The sequence below is a fragment of the Allorhizobium sonneratiae genome (genome assembly GCF_023700755.1).
GTDB classification, from domain to species: Bacteria; Pseudomonadota; Alphaproteobacteria; order Rhizobiales; family Rhizobiaceae; genus Allorhizobium; species Allorhizobium sonneratiae.
Genome location: NZ_JAMKOJ010000011.1, coordinates 137126 through 155500 on the forward strand (window position 1 = coordinate 137126; position 18375 = coordinate 155500).

Consider the following 18375-nt stretch of genomic DNA (forward strand, 5'->3'; position numbering starts at 1 on the left):
TTGAGCTGAAAGAAGTTGGCCCCTCTGCGTTGAAAGCCTGTCTTGCGATCCCTATAACGGGGATAATCCGGGTGGCTTGCCGTGACATTGGCACCGTTCAGGGCCCTTTCGGCTATGAGTGGCCATCTGGACAAGGGCCGCGCGGGGAGGATATGCAGCGCTTCAGGCTCTGGCCAGCTTTCGGGCAGGCGGGGTGGGAAGGCTCACGACAGAAGAGGTTTTGATGCCGTGGAGCAATCAGAATGGCGGCGGCCCTTGGGGCGGCGGCTCGGGGAACAGCAATAAAGGGTCCGGAGGTCAGGGGCCGGGAGGTCAGGGGCCTTGGGGTCAAGGGCCAAACCGGCCACGCGGTGGCAATAATGGCGGCGGTGGAAAACAGCCACCGGATCTGGAAGAGCTGATCCGGCGCGGTCAGGATCGTTTCAGGAACATCATGCCGGGCGGTGCCAATTCGGTGGTTGTGCTGCTCATTGCACTGGTTCTCGCCGGGTTCTGGTTGACGCAGGCCGTTTATACCGTACAGCCGGATGAACGCGGTGTGGAATTGCGCTTCGGTCAGCCGCGGCCTGATATTTCCGGTCCGGGCCTGCATTTCCACTGGTGGCCGATGGACAGGGTGGAAAAGGTCAAGGTCACCGAGCAGCAGTTGAACATCGGCGCCAAGGCCTCCAGCACCTCAACGGCCGGGCTGATGCTGACCGGCGACCAGAACATCGTCAATGTTCAGTTTTCCGTGCTCTATACCGTCAACGATCCGAAAGCCTATCTGTTCAATCTGGAATCACCGCCGCAGACCCTGCAGCAGGTGGCCGAAAGCGCCATGCGTGAAGTGGTCGGCCGGCGTCCGGCGCAGGATATTTTCCGTGATGCGCGCCAGTCGATCGCCATGGATGTGCGCAATATCATTCAGGACACGATGGATCGCTATCAGGCTGGCATTGCCATCAATGCGGTTGCCATCGAGGATGTCGCGCCCCCGCGTGAAGTGGCCGATGCCTTTGATGAGGTGCAGCGCGCCGAACAGGACGAGGACCGTTTCGTCGAGGAGGCCAATCAATACGCCAACAAGAAGCTCGGTCAGGCACGCGGCGAAGCGGCCCAGATCCGCGAAGAGGCCGCAGCCTATAAGGATCGCGTGGTCAAGGAAGCTGAAGGCGAAGCCCAGCGTTTCCTGTCGATCTATGCGCAATATGTGAAGGCGCCGCAGATCACCCGCGAGCGGCTGTATCTCGAAACCATGGAGGATGTGCTGAAGAAGTCGAACAAGGTGATCCTGGATGATAACCAGAAGGGGGTCACGCCTTATCTGCCGCTGAATGAACTCGGTCGTATCGGCGCCTCCGGCACAACAGCCACCACCAAGCAGGGAGGCAAGTAAGATGTCAAACCGTCTTCTCGCCATTCTGGCTGGTCTTGCCGTGGTGTTTCTGGTCGCCTATTCGTCGATTTTCGTGGTCAATCCGCGCGAACAGGCAGTCGTGGTGCGGTTCGGCAAGATCCGGGCCGTCTATGACAAGCCCGGCGTCTATTTCAAGCTTCCCTTCCCGGTGATGGGGGCGGATCGGGTACAGTATATCTCCGATCAGTCGCTGCGCTTCGATCTGGACAATATAAGAGTGCAGGTTTCCGGCGGTAAATTCTATGAAGTCGATGCCTTCATGGTCTACAAGATCACCAATGCACGACGCTTCCGCGAAACGGTCTCGGGTGACCGGGATTCGGCTGAGGCGCGGTTGCGCACCCGCTTCGATGCGTCGCTTCGCCGGGTTTACGGTCTGCGCGGCTTCGAGGCCGCCCTGTCCACCGCCCGCTCGCAGATGATGCAGGAAGTGGCTGAGGACCTGAAAAAGGATGCCGAAACGCTGGGTATCACCATCGAGGACGTGCGCATCCGCCGCACCGATCTGACGCAGGAGGTTTCTCAGCAGACCTTTGCCCGCATGCGGGCCGAGCGTCTGGCCGAAGCCGAACTCATCCGCGCCCGCGGCAATGAGGAAGGCCAGCGCCGCAGGGCCATTGCCGACCGTCAGGTGGTCGAACTGAAGGCCGATGCGCGCCGTGACGCGGAAATCCTGCGCGGTCAGGGCGATGCCGAGCGCAACCGGATTTTCGCCGATGCCTATAAGAGCGATCCGGCCTTCTTCGAATTCTATCGTTCGATGATGGCCTATCAGCAGGCGCTGACCACGCCAGGCACGTCTTTCGTGCTGTCGCCCAAGTCGAACTTCTTCCAGTTCTTCGACAATGCCAATGGCACAGCATCGACCGGAAAAGATCTGCCGCAGCCTGCGGCACCGGCGAAAAACTGATAAAAACGGATGGTTATAACCATCCTGTTGAAAAGGGCGGCCTTTGGGTCGCCCTTTGTTTTTTCACGCTTCATAGTTTCACCGCAAGGATATGGTGCACAAAGCCAGTCAGCCGTTTCGGATTGAAGCCGCTGCTTCTATAGTCGATACAATGTCCGGCATGACCGGGTGGCCTGTCTGCTGACAAGCAGATGGCGAGGGAAAAGAGGATGATAATGATCGCACGCGGCAGGATGACCGGCAGGGTGGCAGCCTCTCTTGTGCTTCTGGCAGGGGTTTATCTGCCGGGGGTGGCTCTGGCGGTGGATATGTCGGCGTTTCACGGCCCGGCTCCGGTTGCCGATCTGGCGGAGGGGCTTCTGCCTTCGGTGGTCAATATCGCGACGTCGCAGAATGTCGATGATGACAATGCCACGCCCTTGCCGCAGGTGCCGAAAGGCTCGCCCTTTGAAGATCTGTTCGACGATTTCTATAAGAACAAGGATGGCAAGAGCGGCAATCACAAGGTCAGTTCGCTCGGTTCCGGCTTCGTCATTGATCCGGCTGGCTATATCGTCACCAACAACCATGTCATCGAGAATGCCGATGATATCGAGGTGATCTTTTCCGATGGCACCAAGCTGAAGGCGAAGCTGGTCGGTACCGATACCAAGACGGACCTTTCGGTGCTGAAGGTCGATTCGCCGGAACCGCTGAAAGCAGTGAAATTCGGCGATTCGCGCAAGATGCGCATCGGCGACTGGGTGATGGCCATCGGCAATCCCTTCGGCCTGGGCGGTTCGGTCACGCTCGGCATCGTTTCGGCGCGCGGGCGCAATATCAATGCCGGGCCTTATGACAATTTCATCCAGACCGATGCGGCGATCAACAAGGGCAATTCCGGTGGACCGCTGTTCAACATGCAGGGTGAGGTCATCGGTATCAACACCGCGATCATATCTCCGAGTGGCGGTTCCATCGGCATCGGTTTTGCCGTTCCGACGGAACTGGCGCAAAATGTCATCGAACAGCTCAAGACCTATGGTGAAACCCGGCGCGGCTGGCTGGGCGTGCGTATTCAGCCGGTGCCGGAGGATCTGGAAAAGGCGGCAGGCCTGAAGTCCGGCCATGGCGCGCTGATCGGCAGCATCATCGATGGTGGCCCGATGGCGCATGGTCCGCTGAAAGCAGGCGATGTTGTCATCAGCTTCGGCGGCAAGGATATTGCTGAAAGTCGCGATCTGGTGCGCATGGTGGCCGAAAGCCCGCTCGACCGGGAGATCGAGATGACGATCTTCCGCGATGGCAGCCGTCAGACGGTGAAGGTCAAGCTGACACGTCAGCCGGAGGAGAAAGAGACGGCGAAGGCCGATGAACAGGCTGACCCGAAAGGCGATGGTGACAATGGCGATCCGTCCGTCAAGACCGCGCAGGGGGCAGTTCTTGGCATGGAACTGACGCCTCTGACCGAGGACAAGCGGGTTGCCGGCAAGATTGCCAAGGGTGTTGAAGGTCTGCTGATCACCCGTGTCGAGCCCGGCTCCGAAGCCGAGCGCAAGGGCCTGAAAGTGGGCGAGGTGATCGAGGAAGTGGCGCAGGAATTTGTCGCCACGCCGGATGCCATGGCTGAAAAGGTCCAGAAGCTGAAATCGGAGGGCCGCCGCAGCATTCACCTGATGGTGGCCGATGCCACGGGCGCACTGCGCTTTATCGGTATTCCCTTGGAATGAGTCTTTTCAGCGCTTTATCCCAAGTGCCGGATAAAATGATTCCGCTTCTTCATGCAGAGGATGAGCGTCTCCACGCTTCTGCCGTGATCCGGTATACGACATGCGGCTTGAGGTGCGGATGCGTGTCTGGAATGCGGGGATGAATGAAATCGGCCTTCGGGTCGTGCGTCATACCGATCCGTTCCATGATGGCGATGGAGCGCCGGTTTTCGGCAACGGCGAAGGCAATGATCTCTTTGAGGCCTTTATGGGTGAAGCCATAGGCGAACAGGCTTTTGGCCGCTTCGGTGATATAGCCATTGCCCCAGTAGCGGGTGGCGAGCCGCCAGCCGATCTCCACCGTGCCTTCGGGAAAGATTTCCGGCAGACTGGCATCGGAGAGACCACACCAGCCGACCGGTTCGCCGGTTTCCTTGAGTTCCACCGCGTAAAAACAGAAATCCGTCGTCTCGATCAGCGTTCGCACCCGTTCCAGCAGCCGGTCGGCCTCCTCCGGGGTGCGGCGAAAGGGAAAGAACTCCATGACTTTCGGATCGCGGTTGATCTCTCGGAAGAGGTCGCGGTCGCTGTCTTTCCAGTTTCGCAGGATGAGGCGGCTGGTTTCAAGAGGGATCATGCGGTGACGAAATCCGTTTTACGATAGCCCTGAAGATAGAGCAGCGCCGTCAGATCGCCATGATCGATGCGGATTTTTGCCTGCGCTGCCACGCTTGGCTTGGCGTGGAGCGCAACACCCGATCCGGCAAGACCTAACATACCGAGATCGTTGGCGCCATCGCCGACCGCCATGGCCTCATCCGGGCTGATGCCCAGCCTGTCGCTGATAGCGATCAGCGCATCAACCTTGGCCTGCTTGCCGAGGATTGGTTCGGCCACTTCGCCGGTGAGCACACCGTCCTTTTCGAGAAGGATATTGGCGTGGTTTTCATGAAAGCCCAGCGTTTTGGCAATGCGGGTGGTGAAAACGGTGAAGCCGCCGGAGACCAGCGCCGTATGGAAGCCCTTCGCCTTCATCGTGGCAATCAGTTCCGGCCCGCCCGGTGTCAGGGTAATGCGTTTTTCGATCACGTCATCCACCACGGAGACCGGCAGGCCCTTCAACAGCGCCACGCGCTCGCGCAGCGCCGGTTCAAAGGCAATTTCGCCATTCATCGCCCGTGCGGTGATCTCGGACACCTGTTGCTTGAGACCGACTTCGGCGGCCAGTTCATCAATGCATTCCTGGCCGATCATGGTGGAATCCATATCGGCCAGCAGCAGTTTCTTGCGGCGGTTGTCGCTGTCCTGTACGGCGACATCGATGGGATGGCCACTCATGAGTTCGCGAAGGCGGGTGGCGGCAGTTTCAGGATCGGTTCCGTCTTTTAAGGCCAGATCGCAGGCGATGCCGTCGGCCAGCCAGTAAAGACCGGCGGCGGCGATGGTGTCGGCTGCCCGCTCGGCCAGCGCCGGGAGGAGAACAGGATTTGACGAATTGGCAAGAAGCGTGGCAACGAAAGCCATGAGCGATAACCTTGGTGAACCTATGGATGCCATCCTGATAACGGGACCGACCGCCAGCGGCAAGTCCGCCCTGGCACTGGAGCTGGCCGGGACGCATAACGGTGTGGTGATCAATGCCGACAGCATGCAGGTCTATGACACGCTGCAAGTGGTGACAGCCCGGCCTTCCGAAGCTGACATGATAGGCATTCCGCATCATCTTTATGGTCATGTTCCGGCAGGGGCCGCGTATTCATCAGGCGATTGGCTGCGGCAGGTGACATCGCTGATTGCCGAGCTGAAAGTCCAAGGGCGGTTGCCGGTGATTATTGGTGGTACAGGGCTTTATTTCAAGGCGCTGACCGGCGGACTGTCCGCCATGCCGGCCATTGATGATGCGCTGCGGCAGAACCTGCGCCAGCGCGAGGCTGAGGAGGGCGCGGCACGTCTCCATCAGGAGCTTGTCCGGCTTGATCCCGAGATGGCTGCGCGGCTTAACCCGGCGGATGGCCAGCGGATCATCCGGGCGCTGGAAGTGATGCTGACCACCGGCCGCTCGATTGCCGATTATCAGTCCGAGGCAGGTCCGATGATCGTCGATCCGGCGCGGGCGCAAAAATGGGTCGTTCTGCCGGAACGGGCGTTATTGCATGCGCGAATCAACCGGCGTTTCGAACGGATGATGGACATGGGCGCGGTCGAGGAGGTGAAGGCGCTGCTTGATCTTGGACTTCAGCCAGACATGCCGGTGATGAAGGCGATCGGTGTGGTGCAGATTACAGCGATGTTGAAGGGTGAGATCAGCCGTGAAGAGGCCATCGAACAGGCATCGGCGGCGACCCGCCAATATGCCAAGCGGCAGATGACCTTTTTCAGAAACCAGATGGATGAAAGCTGGCAGCGGAGAGAGTAAATCTCGTTTTCTATTTGAAATCAATTCTCTGGTTACAACTTGCGGCAAAAAATTGACAAAGATTCAGCTCGGTTAACCGACCGGTAACACTAACGCGCTTTAATCATCTCAAGAATGGTTGCGTCGTGAGTGGATCGTATCATGCGTCAGAGTAAGCCTTTAAATACCGGCGTGCCCGTGGCCCAGATCGTATTGGTCGGGCTTCTTGCCAGCGTCGCAACCGGTTGCAGTTCCAATGCCACGCGCTTCAGCGGGCTGTTTTCCGACAAGGACACGTTGACGACGGCCTCTGTCGTTCGGCCTTCCGGACCGCAGATTACCGGGTTGAATTCGCCGCCGGTGCCGATGGCCGATATCAATAATGCCGGTGGCACCTATGCGCCGACAGGCGGTGATTATTCGACCCGCCAGCAGGCCCTGTCTCAGCCTTATCCGGGGGCGTCTCCTGCACGCAGTTCGGCTTCGCCTTCCGTCGTGCAGAGTGCAGCGCTCGCACCGCCGCCTGGGGCAACGGCAACGAACGCGCCGATTTCAAGCCGCCGCGGCTCTGCGGCTTCGTTCCCCGCTGACAAGGCTGCAACGGCCACGCCTGATCGTGGCGACAGCATGACCACCGGTACGATCCCCGAGCCGAAGCATGAACAGGCCAATGGCTGGAGCACGACCAATGCGCCGCGGGTGACGTTGCGTCCGGGTGAAAGCGTGGCAATGCTGGCAAATCGTTACGGTGTGCCGGAAAAAGAAATCCTGCGCGCCAACAATCTGGCCTCCGCCCGTTCGGCGCAGCCGGGGCAGACCATTGTGATCCCGACTTTCGGTGCACGCTCGACGCCTGCCCGCACGGCTGCGGCCGAAGGCATGCTGGTGCCGCCCGGTCATGCGCCGATGCCGAGAGAGCATCGCGAGGAAAAGGTTGCCGTTCTGCCGGTCAATCCGAAAATGCGTGACAAGGCGCGCTCCGATCTTGCCGCATCCAACGCCGATACAGCTTCCGGAAGCGGACCTATGCCGCCTGCTGCTGGCACCTATGTGGTCAAGCCCGGCGATTCGCTCGTCAAGATCGCCCGCGAAAACGGTGTCAGCGTTGATGCGTTGAAAAAGGCCAATGGGCTTGGCGTTGCCTCTGTTCGCGTCGGCCAGACGCTCAACCTGCCTGAGGCAGATCAGCGTCCGGCGGCAACGCCAGTCAGCCTCAGTGCCAGCGCCAGTGTGTCTCCGGCTCCTGCGCACCAGCAGGCACCTTCTGCAAACCAGACCGTCAATCAGGTCGCTTCCATCGATCCGAATGAAAAAGCGCCGGAAACCACCGGTATCGGCAAATATCGCTGGCCGGTGCGCGGTGCTGTCGTTGCCGGTTTTGGCGCCAATGTCGGCGGCAAACGCAATGACGGTATCGATATTTCCGTGCCGCAGGGCACAGCGATCAAGGCAGCGGAAAATGGCGTGGTCATCTATGCCGGCAATGGTCTGAAAGAATTGGGCAATACCGTTCTTCTGCGTCATCAGGACGGAACCGTCACGGTTTATGCCCATGCCGAAACCATTACCGTTCATCGCGGTCAAAACGTCACACGCGGTCAGGAGATTGCGCTCTCCGGCATGACCGGCAATGCCACCCAGCCGACTCTGCATTTCGAGGTGCGCAAGGATGCCACCCCGGTCAATCCCATGAAGTTCCTTGAATAGGTGTTGCGTCTCAAGGATATCAACGAAAAGGCCCGGCATCGTGCCGGGCCTTTTTGTTTTCCGCTCTTCATTGCTGTGAGGGTCACATCATGGTGAGTGGCACGCGCAACCGCCCGGCCAGATCCTGAATGAACTGCCAGGCCACGCGCCCTGAGCGTGCGCCACGAGTGGTGGCCCATTCCAGTGCCTGCCGGTGCAGGTCTTCCTGTGTGATCGCCAGTTTGAAATGCGCGGCATAACCATCGATCATCGCCAGATAATCCTCCTGGCTGCATTTATGAAAGCCGAGCCACAGGCCGAATCGGTCGGACAGCGAGACCTTTTCCTCGACCGCTTCGGAAGGATTGATCGCCGTCGATTGCTCGTTTTCCATCATCGAGCGCGGCAGAAGGTGACGACGGTTCGACGTGGCATAAAAGAGAACGGAGTCGGGCCGTCCTTCCAGCCCACCATCAAGGGCGGCCTTCAGCGATTTATAGGCGGTGTCGTCATGGTCGAAGGAGAGGTCGTCGCAAAAGACCAGTGCCCGTTTGCCGCTGTCCTTGACAATATCGAGCAGCAGCGGAAGCGAGGCGATGTCTTCCCGATGCACCTCGATCAGCTTCATCTCAAGACCGTGTGTCCGGTTGATGTCGGCGTGGACTGCCTTGACCAGCGAAGATTTGCCCATGCCGCGCGCGCCCCAGAGCAGCACATTGTTGGCGGGAAATCCCAGGGCGAAGCGTTCGGTATTGTCGTGGAGAATGTCGCGCACCCGGTCCACGCCGCGAATGAGGGACAGCGCAACGCGGTTGGGTGCCCTGACCGGCTGCAGGCGCCTGCTGGCAGGCGCCCAGACGAAACAGTCGGCGGCGTCCCAGTCGGGAGGCTGCGGCGCGGGGCCGGCCAGGCGTTCCAGTGCATCGGCAATCCGGCTGGCCTGCCGCAGAAGCTCGTTCATGCTATCCGTCATCGGTGTTTCCTTTCGCAACCAAAAGGTGGGTTATCACCCGAATGCGATCTTGCGTGAGGAGGCCGTAACATGGTGTGTTGGGGCAAGAAAGTGTATTAGCCGGGGAATCGGTACGCGCAAATGCTGTTTGTGTTGCATTCGTGGCCGTCATTACTATATTCCGGCGGCCAAAAGGGGTGAATGTCTCTCTCCCCGATATTCAAGGAGTTGTGGATGTTTATCACGCAAGCTTTCGCCCAGGATGCAGGTTCCACCGCCGGCGGCGGTTTCGGGTCTGGAATGGAGATGATTATTCTCTTCGTTCCCCTGTTGGTCATCTGGTATTTTCTGCTGATCCGTCCGCAGCGCAGCCAGCTGAAAAAGCGTCAGGAAACGCTGGACGCCATCCGTCGCGGTGATCAGGTCGTTCTGGGCGGTGGTCTCATCGGCAAGGTAACCAAGGTTATCGACGAAAAAGAGCTTGAGGTCGAAATTTCCGATGGCGTCAAAGTTCGTGCCATGCGCAGCCTGATTGCCGAGGTTCGCGTCAAGGGCGAGCCGGTCAAGGCCGATAGCTGATCCAGACCCGTTTGACAGGCCGTCCGGTTGCGGGCGGCCTGATCCATTTTCCCGTTTCCGTTTGCCTTCAGGATGCCGATCCGCACCTGCCTGACAAACTCAAGTCACCGAGATGTCGATGCTGTATTTCTCCCGCTGGAAAACCATTCTGATCTGGCTCACCGTTTTGGCGAGTGTGTTGATCGCCTTGCCGAATCTGTTCAGCAAGCAGCAGTTGCAGGAGCTGCCCAAATGGTTCCCGGCCAAGCAGATCACGCTCGGCCTCGACCTGCAGGGCGGTTCGCATATCATGCTGCAGATCGACCACAAGGATATTCTGAAGGATCGGCTGCAATCGACCATTTCCGATGTCCGTTCCAGCCTGCGGGATGCCAATATCGCGTTTAACAGCCTGAATGGCAGCGGTCAGACGGTTGAAGTGCGCATTGCCGATCCGGACAAGATCGAAGCGGCAAAGAAGGCGCTGCAAAGCCTGACCAATCCGGTCAGCACCGGCACGTTCACCGGCGGCAGCATTCAGGAAGTGACGCTGGACGACGAGGGGAATGGCCTGCTGAAGCTCAGCCTGACCGATGCCGGCCTGAGCTATCGTCTGTCGACGGCGCTGAGCCAGTCGATCGAGGTTATCCGCCGTCGTGTGGATGAGCTGGGCACGACAGAGCCGCTGATCCAGCGTCAGGGCAATGACCGTATCATCGTGCAGGTGCCGGGCCTCAACGATCCGCAGCGGCTGAAGGCGCTGCTCAACCAGACGGCCAAGCTGACCTTCCAGCTCGTTGACAATACCATGTCCGCCGAAGAGGCGATCAAGACCCGCCCGCCGGCTGGCTCCGAAGTTCTCTACAGCGAAGATGATCCGCCGGTGCCTTATCTGGTGGAAAAGCGGGTTCTGGTCTCCGGCGAGGATCTCGTCGATGCGCAGGCAAGCTTCAATCAGCAGACCAATGAACCGGTCGTGACCTTCCGCTTCGACAGCCGCGGTGCGCAGCGTTTCGCCCAGGCGACACAGCAGAATGTCGGGCGGCCTTTCGCCATCGTGCTCGACAACAAGGTGATTTCGGCGCCGGTGATCCGCGAGCCGATCATTGGCGGATCGGGGCAGATTTCCGGCAATTTCACCGTTCAGGGCGCAAACGATCTGGCTGTGCTGCTGCGTGCCGGTGCACTGCCGGCAACGCTGACCGTGGTTGAGGAACGTACTGTCGGTCCGAGCCTTGGGGCCGATTCCATCCGCGCCGGTGTGACGGCAGGTATTATCGGTGCTGCGCTGGTCGTGGCGCTGATGATCGGCCTTTACGGTTTCTTCGGCGTGCTGGCTGTTATCGCTCTGGCAGCCAATGTGATCATGATTCTGGCGGTCCTGACCATTGTGGGGTCCACCCTGACATTGCCGGGTATCGCCGGTATCGTCCTGACCATCGGCATGGCGGTCGATTCCAACGTGCTGATCTATGAGCGCATCCGCGAGGAATACAAAAGCGGCCGCAGCCTGCTGCAATCGATCGACACCGGGTTTTCCAAGGCGTTGGCCACGATTGTTGACGCCAATATCACCACACTGATCGCCGCTTTCGTGCTGTTCTTCCTTGGGTCGGGGCCGGTGCGCGGTTTCTCGGTGACGCTGGCCGTCGGCATCATCACAACCGTCTTCACGGCCTTTACCCTGACGCGCTGGATGTTTGCCGAATGGGTGCGCCGTCGCCGTCCCAAGGTTCTGCCCAAGGGCATCCGTACCGGGATTTTTGACGGAACCAACATTCCTTTCATGGGTATCCGCAAATACACGTTCGCGGTTTCGGCGGCCCTGTCGCTTGCGGCGCTGATCGGGTTTTCGACGGTCGGAATGCAGCTCGGTATCGACTTTACCGGCGGATCGATCATTGAATTGCGGGCAAGGAGCGGCAATGCCGATCTGAGCGCCATCCGTCAGGAACTGAACGGGCTCAATGTCGGCGATGTGCAGGTCCAGGGCTTTGGCGATCCACGCAGTGTGCTGGTGCGCATTCAGACGCAGAAGAATGGCGACAGCGCCGATCAGTCGGCGGTGGCGCGTGTGCGCGATGCGCTGGACAGCCAATATGAGTTCCGCAGTACGCAGGTGGTCGGCCCCTCGGTGTCGAGCGAGTTGACGCAGTCTGCGACCATCGGCGTTCTGGTTTCGCTTGCCTGTATTCTGGTCTATATCTGGATCCGCTTCGAATGGCAGTTTGCCGTCGGCGCCATCATCGCCACGCTGCATGACGTCATCTTGACACTGGGGCTCTATGTCATCTCCGGCGTGCAGTTCGACCTGACCAGTATCGCGGCCCTCCTGACGATCGTCGGCTATTCGCTCAACGATACGGTGGTGGTCTATGACCGCATGCGTGAAAATCTCAGGCGCTACAAGAAAATGCCGCTCAACGTGCTGATCGACAGCTCGATCAACAACACGCTGTCGCGCACGATCCTGACCTCGACCACCACGTTGCTTGCACTTCTGGCGCTGTTCCTTTTCGGCGGAGAGGTCATCCGCTCCTTCACCTTCGCCATGCTGTTTGGCGTTCTGGTCGGCACGTTCTCTTCGATCTATATTGCCGCACCGGTCCTGATCGTCTTCCGCCTCAGGCCCGATAGCATGGGCAAGGACGAGGACAAGGCAGAAAAGGCCGAGAAAGCTGGCAAATCCGGCAAGGCGGCATCCGGAAAAGCGGAGGCATGATGTGGGCAAGGGCATCGAACTGAAGCCGGCGCATTTTCCCGGCCGTGCTCCCATCGATACCTATGGCAATGGCGGGTTTCGCTTTGCCGATATGTCGCATCGCGGCTCGCTGTTGATGCTGCCATCCGGCATTTATGCATGGCCGGTTGAGGAAGGCGCAGACTTGACGGTGGAGAGCCTGAAACTGGTGCTGGACGAGGCCGAGGACATTGAATTCCTGCTCATCGGCTCAGGGCAGGAATTGCGTCCGATCCCTGCTGATGTGAAAGGCGCGCTCAAGGCGGCGGGCATCGGCTCCGATCCGATGAGCACCGGGGCGGCTGTGCGCACCTATAACGTCATGCTGTCGGAAAATCGTGCTGTTGCCGCAGCGCTGATTGCGGTTTGAGCCATGGCTGAAGGCGATGTCACGTCCGAGCCGGGTGCGGCCTGTCTTGCGCTTTTGCGCGAGACGGATCGGGATCGCTATCTTGCCTGCCTGCTTTCACCCGTAGACAGGCAGGGCGCGCTTGCCGGCCTTTATGCCTTCAGCGCGGAACTGGCCCGGGTGCGCGATCTGGTGCGCGAGCCTTTGCCCGGGGAAATCCGCCTGCAATACTGGCGCGATCTTTTGAGCGGTGCGGCCCATGGCGAAACCTCGGGCAATCCGCTGGCGGTCGCGCTGCTGGACAGCGTTTCGACCTATCGTCTGCCGGTCGAGGCGCTGCTGGCTATGATCGATGCCAGGGTGGGCGATCTTTATGACGATCCGATTGGCCCGCGTGCGGCGCTGGAAGGCTATGCCGGAGAGACGGCCTCTGCCCTTATTCAACTGGCGTCGTTGATTCTCGATGCCGATCAGGCGCGCGAGAGCAGCGACTGCGCGGGTCATGCCGGGGTCGCCCAATCTATTGCCGGGCTTTTGTTGCTGTTGCCGCAGCATCGTGCGCGCGGTCAGCTCTATATCCCCGATGAGATTTTGACCGCGACCGGCCTCGACCGGGACAGTTTTCTGGCAGGCGAAGACCGTATAAGGCTTGCCGCCGCGCTTGAAGCCTTTGCCGGTCTCGGTCTTGACCACCTGCAAAAGGCCCGGCTTGCCTGGAAAGGCCAAAACGTGCTGCTTCCGGCCTATTTGCCGGTGGCTCTCGCCGGTCCCGTGTTGTCCAAGGCCCGTCGGCACCCACTGGCCTTTCTCGACGGGCAGGCGCAAAGGCCGCAATGGCGTCGTCAATTGACGCTGTTCAAAGCCAGCCTGACCAAGAAATTTTAACAGTCGTCATCGCATCAGAGGCGTGTGGTGAGGATGTTTTTATCTTTTGAGTATTGTACAATAGGCTTCTGTCCTGTCTGTCGTTGATCGGAGAGAGTTGACGAGGCTGAGACCACATTCACGCAAGCCCCGCCGGTTACAGCAACTTGGACGAGATGAAGATGTGGGGTTTGAAACATGTCCTTGGGAGTTGCATTCGGGATCGCGATTTTTGCCGGGCTGATCGGCTTTGCCTGGTATGCCTCGCGGCTTGCGGAACGCAATGGTGAAGACAGTCTGGGCGATGTCGGTCTGGCGATCGTCGAATTTGGCCGTGCCTTTCCGAATGAGGCGATCCGCAGTCTGCATGTGACGGCTGATGGCAAGGCGGTGTTTGTGCGCCTGCATGACAATCGCGCCGGCTTCATGCGCAATATGCGCAATCATTATGCGTGCCAGCTGCTGGAACCGGGCCATGTCCATGTCACGCCGCTGGAGAAGGCTCATGGCTTTCATGTGAAATTCGACGATTCGCCCCAGCATAACGGCAACTATCTCTTTGCCACCGCTGCAGAGGCATCCGACGTGTCGCTCTGGCTTCTAGGCAATTTCCTGTCGGCCAAGCATCAGCCTTTGCCACATCACCATGAGCCTCATACGCAATCCTGATGGTGGTTTGGCCTGTTATCGGTTTGGGTTGAAACGACGAAAGCGATAGAAATCCTCTTGTCTTTCAACGCTTGCACTGGAGCTGTCACGTCCGGAAGGCAAAGAAGCGATAACCGACATAGGATACACCGGCGGCAATCGCCGAGGCTGCTACCAGCGCCTCAAGGGGGATAAGGCCGATAAAACGAATCAATGCCGAAAAGACGGCATAATTGATCGCCACGCCAAGGCTGCTTGCAGCCGCATATCGGATAAATTCTGTCAGGCTTGGGCGCGTTTTTACCTTGAAAGAGAATCGACGGTTTGCCAGCCAGCCCGCCACCATGGCAAGCCCCACGGAGGGAATGCGCGCCAGATAGGGCGACAGATGCGCCTGCCGGGTGAGAAGTTCCAGAACGGCGGCATCGACGGCAAAGGCCAGCAGGCCGCTCACGCCAAAGGCCGCGACATGGGCAAGCCGTCTCATAATCTCACGATTGAGCACGAAGTGCCTCCCAATCGATGAAGCCCTCACCATTGCGAAAGCGGGCCGGATGCAGGATCCGCTGCGGCAGGCTGTCATCAGCCATGAGCGTGACCAGTTCTTCTTGCCGCCGCTCTGTCACGCTGTCGAGACCTGCAAGTGCCTCGTCGTCATATCCGGGATGGCACATGACCAGATGAAACCGGCCTCTGGCCTGTTCAAATCGGGCCAGTTCCGCGGCAAAGTCTGTGCCGGGGATAAAATCGGAAAATCCGGCAAAGCCGTCATTCATCGGCGCGGCAATTGTGCTGAAAGTGCGTTGTGTTCCGGTCGATACGCTTTTGAGCAGCAGGGCTTTGGCAAGTGTGCTGCGCCGCTTCAGAATGCGCATGAGCCGGTCTCCCGGATCGCGGATCAGTGGCAGCAGACCGGCGGGATAGTGACGCTGGACACAGCGCGCCAGCGCCATGCGTATGCCGGGCAGGGCATGTACATGGTGATGGCCATCGATATGATCTGGAAGTCTGCCGGTGGTGTGGCGAAACAGGTCAATCTGCCGGTCGATTTCTGCTTCGATTTCGGCAATGTCGATTCGACCGCTCCAGCTTGCGGCGATCCAGTGAGAGATCGGCGGCAGGTTTGCCTGTGGCGCATGACGGGCCATGGGGCCTGCGGGCGCGCCGAGGGTGAGATTGAGATGCAGACCGAAGGAGAGGAGGCTCACGAGTTCGTTCGACGCTTTGGCCGCCTCGCCCCAGCCCGGCATGGTGACCATGGCCGATGTGCCGGACAGCCTGCCAGCCCGCGCGAGATCGATAATGCCCTGAGAAACGCCGCCACACAGGCCATAGTCATCGGCCATCAGCAGATAGGCGCCAGCTTGCTTCCTCATGCCGCGGTATCGGTCCTGTTGACGTCTGGTTGCGAGCTGTTGCCGATTTCTTCGCGGATCAGGAAGAGCGGGCGCGCTTTTACCTCATCATAGATACGCGAAAGATATTCGCCAATCACCCCGAGAGACAGCAATTGAATACCCGAGAGAAAGGTGATCGAGACGATGAGCGAGGGAAAGCCCGGCACATCCGCGCCATGGATGAGGGTGCGCAGCAGGAAATAGAGCGCATAGATGATCGAGCTTGCCGAAACGATGGCGCCGACCCAGGACCAGATCCGCAAAGGCCAGGAAGAGAAGGAAATGATGCCATCCAGCGCAAACCGCAGCAGCCGACGGAAATTGAAGCTGGACTGGCCACCCGTGCGGACCCCGCAATCGAAGGGAATGATGACGGTGCGAAAGCCGATCCAGTGAAACAGTCCTTTGGTGAAGCGCGACCGTTCGCCAAAGCGGTTGAGCGCGTCCACCGCCTTGCGGTCGAGCAGAACGAAATCCACCGTGCCAGCTTCAAGTGACATGCCGGCCATCATGCGAAACACCGGATAAAACATGTTGGAGGCAAGCTGACGGCGGCGCGAGGCATCCGGCGCATCAATCCGCTGCCCCAGTACCACCTCGGCACCCTGCCGCCAGGCGGCCAGAAAATCGATGATGGTTTCGGGCGGATGCTGGAGGTCGGCATCCATGATCACCACAGCGTCGCCTTTTGCGGCGCTGAGACCTGCGGCGATGGCAATTTCCTTGCCGAAATTGCGCGACAGAACCAGACAGCCGATGCGGCTGTCAGCAACACTTTCCACACGGATGCGCTCGACTGTGCTGTCGCGGGAGCCATCATCGACAAAGGTGATCGTCCAGCTAACGTCGAGGCCATCGAGCACGCTGCGGGTGCGGGCGACAACAGCGGCAATATTGGCCTCTTCATTGAATGCTGGAATGATGATGGAAAGATGAGTCATGGAATGTCTTTCAACGCGCCGGGCGGGATGATGACGTAATGCACAGTCACGGGCGGTCGTCCAGCCTGCCATTCAAAATGTTCCTGCTGTACCGGATATCCTTTTATCCAGGCCAGAGCTTCCGGTGGTGGAGGAAGATCTGCCCATACGACCAGCATGCCCTGGCGGCGCAGCCGATCCGGCGTGATCCAGGGCGCTTCGCTGAAGGAAAAATCTGTGAACATCGATGGACGGTCGGAAGACAGCGCTCCAGCAACCCGCATCCAGAATTCGTCACCGGCGACAATGCCAAGAGGCGCATTGACAGCTTTGTGCCAGTCATCCTGCAAGCGTGCGGCAATGGCCGAAGACGGCATGCAGATCCGCCGGGGATGGGAGCCCAGTTCGCATTTTACCGTGACAACGGTAGTATGCAACAAGGCGGTGGCAAGGATCATGCTGAAACCCCAGATCGCCACGCGCTTCATTGCGCCATCTGTCAGCCTTTGGCCAAGCCAGGCAATGGCCACAAGACCGATGAGATTATACATCGGCTTGCCCCAGGCCTCACCCACACCGGTGAACAGCGAAGCGAGGCAAAGAAGAAGGGCAGGGCCCAACCCCATCCATGTCAGATACCAGAGCGCCGATCTGTCATCGAGCAGCACGGAGCTTGACGGCGTGGTCTCTCGCTTGAATCGCAACAGTCCCGAAGACCAGAGCGCAAGCGGCAAACCCGCGAGCAAGGCGGCCTGAACACCGATGTAATAAAGCCGCCCGCGATTTTCGAGCACCCAGCCGTCACGGTCGGTGGCATAGGTCAGCTGGATGAAATGATCCCGGATCAGACCATGCACGAGTGGCAGGCTGAGCAGCACCATGATGCCCAAACCGATCCAAGGGCCTTTTGTCGCCAGTTGCCGGCGCGCTGCCGGATCATAAAGGATCCAGAGGCCGCCAAAGGCCATGATGACGCCGGTGGAAAATTTGGCGTAGACGCTGCAGCCGGACACGATGCCAAGCAGGACCCACCATAGAGTTTTTTGCTCACGAATGGCACGCCATAGCAACCAGCAGATGGCCGCCCAGAACGGCATCTGGGCAATGTCGTGATTGAACTGGCGGGTGCCCTCGCTAAAAAAACCTGTAACGGGCAACAGCATGACCCCCGCCAGCGCAGCTCGGTTGCCCATGATGTCGCGGCCAAGCAGGTAAACCATAACGAATGTGATACAGATCGCCAGCTGACAGAGCAGATAACCGCTCCAGATATAAGAGCCGGTCAGATGATACATCACACCCGTCGCCCAGGCGGGAAATTGCGGATGCTTATAGGTGAGCAGCATCCATTGCCGGCTCCAGAGAAATTCCTCAAGCGCATCATCCGGTGGGGTTTTATCCACCAGGCCGGGCACCAGCGTCCAGACCAGAAGCTGAAAAAGGCAGAAGAGCAGCAGACCTTTTGATGGTTTGGAAATAATGCGGCGCAAAGGCGTAAGGACAGAGCCGGAAGATGGGGTAGAGGCAGAAATACGGTTCATTTAGACATCAGCCATCAAGATTTATAACAAGAGCCTGACAGGCATCATGCTGTCAGCCGCCCGGGATCCGCTTCGGATCAGCGTTGGTCAGCCGGTTAGAAACAAAAAAACAAAGACGTGCTGGACTGTCCCTGTGCAGCAGCGCTATGCGGTTCTGGTTCGCAGAAGCTGGTTATCACGATGGAGCAGCCTTCACAATTTAACCTGACGTTAAACTGAAAGACGCAACCGGTATCATTCCATTGTCTTATGTCCTGACGGTGGTGAATTACATCACCTTTATCAGTTTTTCGAGGGGGGATACCAGTGATGTCCAATGTTATTCAGG

Annotated in this window: 17 protein-coding genes; 10 read left to right on the forward strand and 7 right to left on the reverse strand. The window is 59.0% G+C overall.

The window, feature by feature from the left end:
* Positions 1–223: 223 nt before the first annotated feature.
* From hflK to NAC44_RS18320, 3 genes are all read left to right on the forward strand, one after another.
* On the forward strand, positions 224–1378 hold the full coding sequence (gene hflK, locus NAC44_RS18310; RefSeq protein WP_250943002.1) for an FtsH protease activity modulator HflK: 1155 nt from the start codon (positions 224–226) through the stop codon (positions 1376–1378).
* Position 1379: 1 nt separating this feature from the next.
* Entirely contained in the window at positions 1380–2309 is a 930-nt protein-coding gene (gene hflC / locus NAC44_RS18315; RefSeq protein ID WP_250943003.1) for a protease modulator HflC, read from the forward strand.
* A gap of 215 nt (positions 2310–2524) precedes the next feature.
* A complete protein-coding gene (locus NAC44_RS18320) occupies positions 2525–4018 on the forward strand; it encodes a Do family serine endopeptidase (RefSeq protein WP_420839978.1) in 1494 nt (497 codons plus the stop codon).
* Between the two features lie 49 nt (positions 4019–4067).
* Here the strand turns inward: NAC44_RS18320 and NAC44_RS18325 are convergent, their stop codons facing one another.
* Complete coding sequence (locus NAC44_RS18325; RefSeq protein ID WP_250943005.1) at positions 4068–4634, reverse strand: GNAT family N-acetyltransferase; 567 nt, start codon at positions 4632–4634, stop codon at positions 4068–4070.
* On the reverse strand, positions 4631–5521 hold the full coding sequence (gene serB / locus NAC44_RS18330) for a phosphoserine phosphatase SerB (protein WP_250943006.1): 891 nt from the start codon (positions 5519–5521) through the stop codon (positions 4631–4633). Before serB ends, NAC44_RS18325 begins: the two co-directional genes overlap by 4 nt.
* Between serB and miaA the strand changes: the two genes are divergently transcribed.
* Positions 5520–6413, forward strand: a complete 894-nt coding sequence (miaA, locus tag NAC44_RS18335) for a tRNA (adenosine(37)-N6)-dimethylallyltransferase MiaA (RefSeq protein ID WP_250943007.1) — start codon at positions 5520–5522, stop codon at positions 6411–6413. The genes serB and miaA overlap by 2 nt on opposite strands.
* A gap of 141 nt (positions 6414–6554) precedes the next feature.
* Positions 6555–8099, forward strand: a complete 1545-nt coding sequence (locus NAC44_RS18340; protein ID WP_250943008.1) for a peptidoglycan DD-metalloendopeptidase family protein — start codon at positions 6555–6557, stop codon at positions 8097–8099.
* 82 nt (positions 8100–8181) lie between these two features.
* Here the strand turns inward: NAC44_RS18340 and NAC44_RS18345 are convergent, their stop codons facing one another.
* Positions 8182–9051 carry an ATP-binding protein gene (locus tag NAC44_RS18345; RefSeq protein WP_250943009.1) on the reverse strand — a complete coding sequence of 290 codons (870 nt, stop codon included), beginning with the start codon at positions 9049–9051 and terminating at the stop codon, positions 8182–8184.
* A 213-nt stretch (positions 9052–9264) separates the two neighbouring features.
* Here NAC44_RS18345 and yajC point away from each other — a divergent pair, with 213 nt between their 5' ends.
* The 5 genes from yajC to NAC44_RS18370 all read left to right on the forward strand — a co-directional run bounded on the left by yajC (position 9265) and on the right by NAC44_RS18370 (position 14210).
* A complete protein-coding gene (gene yajC / locus NAC44_RS18350) occupies positions 9265–9609 on the forward strand; it encodes a preprotein translocase subunit YajC (RefSeq protein ID WP_250943010.1) in 345 nt (114 codons plus the stop codon).
* A 118-nt stretch (positions 9610–9727) separates the two neighbouring features.
* Positions 9728–12310, forward strand: coding sequence for a protein translocase subunit SecDF (secDF, locus tag NAC44_RS18355; RefSeq protein WP_250943011.1), 2583 nt, complete (start codon positions 9728–9730; stop codon positions 12308–12310).
* 1 nt (position 12311) lies between these two features.
* A complete protein-coding gene (locus NAC44_RS18360; protein WP_250943012.1) occupies positions 12312–12698 on the forward strand; it encodes an Mth938-like domain-containing protein in 387 nt (128 codons plus the stop codon).
* Positions 12699–12701: 3 nt separating this feature from the next.
* A complete protein-coding gene (locus NAC44_RS18365) occupies positions 12702–13562 on the forward strand; it encodes a phytoene/squalene synthase family protein (protein WP_250943013.1) in 861 nt (286 codons plus the stop codon).
* A gap of 183 nt (positions 13563–13745) precedes the next feature.
* On the forward strand, positions 13746–14210 hold the full coding sequence (locus NAC44_RS18370; RefSeq protein WP_420839979.1) for a hypothetical protein: 465 nt from the start codon (positions 13746–13748) through the stop codon (positions 14208–14210).
* Between the two features lie 85 nt (positions 14211–14295).
* Here the strand turns inward: NAC44_RS18370 and NAC44_RS18375 are convergent, their stop codons facing one another.
* Genes NAC44_RS18375 through NAC44_RS18390 form a run of 4 tightly spaced genes read right to left on the reverse strand, consistent with a single transcriptional unit; the run spans position 14296 to position 18047 of the window.
* Positions 14296–14694 carry a GtrA family protein gene (locus tag NAC44_RS18375; protein WP_250943015.1) on the reverse strand — a complete coding sequence of 133 codons (399 nt, stop codon included), beginning with the start codon at positions 14692–14694 and terminating at the stop codon, positions 14296–14298.
* Positions 14681–15565 carry a ChbG/HpnK family deacetylase gene (locus NAC44_RS18380; RefSeq protein ID WP_250943016.1) on the reverse strand — a complete coding sequence of 295 codons (885 nt, stop codon included), beginning with the start codon at positions 15563–15565 and terminating at the stop codon, positions 14681–14683. The genes NAC44_RS18375 and NAC44_RS18380 overlap by 14 nt, the downstream gene beginning before the upstream one ends.
* A complete protein-coding gene (locus NAC44_RS18385; protein WP_250943017.1) occupies positions 15562–16527 on the reverse strand; it encodes a glycosyltransferase family 2 protein in 966 nt (321 codons plus the stop codon). The genes NAC44_RS18380 and NAC44_RS18385 overlap by 4 nt, the downstream gene beginning before the upstream one ends.
* The gene (locus tag NAC44_RS18390) at positions 16524–18047 is read right to left on the reverse strand and encodes a glycosyltransferase family 39 protein (protein WP_250943018.1); all 1524 of its coding nucleotides are present in this window, start codon (positions 18045–18047) and stop codon (positions 16524–16526) included. The genes NAC44_RS18385 and NAC44_RS18390 overlap by 4 nt, the downstream gene beginning before the upstream one ends.
* Positions 18048–18375 lie beyond the last annotated feature (328 nt).

Excerpts from the sequence above, each read along its gene's own strand:
- hflK (WP_250943002.1), top strand. The coding sequence starts at position 224 with ATGCCGTGGAGCAATCAGAATGGCGGCGGCCCTTGGGGCGGCGGCTCG.
- hflC (WP_250943003.1), top strand. The coding sequence starts at position 1,380 with ATGTCAAACCGTCTTCTCGCCATTCTGGCTGGTCTTGCCGTGGTGTTT.
- NAC44_RS18320 (WP_420839978.1), top strand. The coding sequence starts at position 2,525 with ATGATCGCACGCGGCAGGATGACCGGCAGGGTGGCAGCCTCTCTTGTG.
- NAC44_RS18325 (WP_250943005.1), bottom strand. The coding sequence starts at position 4,634 with ATGATCCCTCTTGAAACCAGCCGCCTCATCCTGCGAAACTGGAAAGAC.
- miaA (WP_250943007.1), top strand. The coding sequence starts at position 5,520 with ATGAGCGATAACCTTGGTGAACCTATGGATGCCATCCTGATAACGGGA.
- serB (WP_250943006.1), bottom strand. The coding sequence starts at position 5,521 with ATGGCTTTCGTTGCCACGCTTCTTGCCAATTCGTCAAATCCTGTTCTC.
- NAC44_RS18340 (WP_250943008.1), top strand. The coding sequence starts at position 6,555 with ATGCGTCAGAGTAAGCCTTTAAATACCGGCGTGCCCGTGGCCCAGATC.
- NAC44_RS18345 (WP_250943009.1), bottom strand. The coding sequence starts at position 9,051 with ATGACGGATAGCATGAACGAGCTTCTGCGGCAGGCCAGCCGGATTGCC.
- yajC (WP_250943010.1), top strand. The coding sequence starts at position 9,265 with ATGTTTATCACGCAAGCTTTCGCCCAGGATGCAGGTTCCACCGCCGGC.
- secDF (WP_250943011.1), top strand. The coding sequence starts at position 9,728 with ATGCTGTATTTCTCCCGCTGGAAAACCATTCTGATCTGGCTCACCGTT.
- NAC44_RS18365 (WP_250943013.1), top strand. The coding sequence starts at position 12,702 with ATGGCTGAAGGCGATGTCACGTCCGAGCCGGGTGCGGCCTGTCTTGCG.
- NAC44_RS18380 (WP_250943016.1), bottom strand. The coding sequence starts at position 15,565 with ATGAGGAAGCAAGCTGGCGCCTATCTGCTGATGGCCGATGACTATGGC.
- NAC44_RS18385 (WP_250943017.1), bottom strand. The coding sequence starts at position 16,527 with ATGACTCATCTTTCCATCATCATTCCAGCATTCAATGAAGAGGCCAAT.
- NAC44_RS18390 (WP_250943018.1), bottom strand. The coding sequence starts at position 18,047 with ATGAACCGTATTTCTGCCTCTACCCCATCTTCCGGCTCTGTCCTTACG.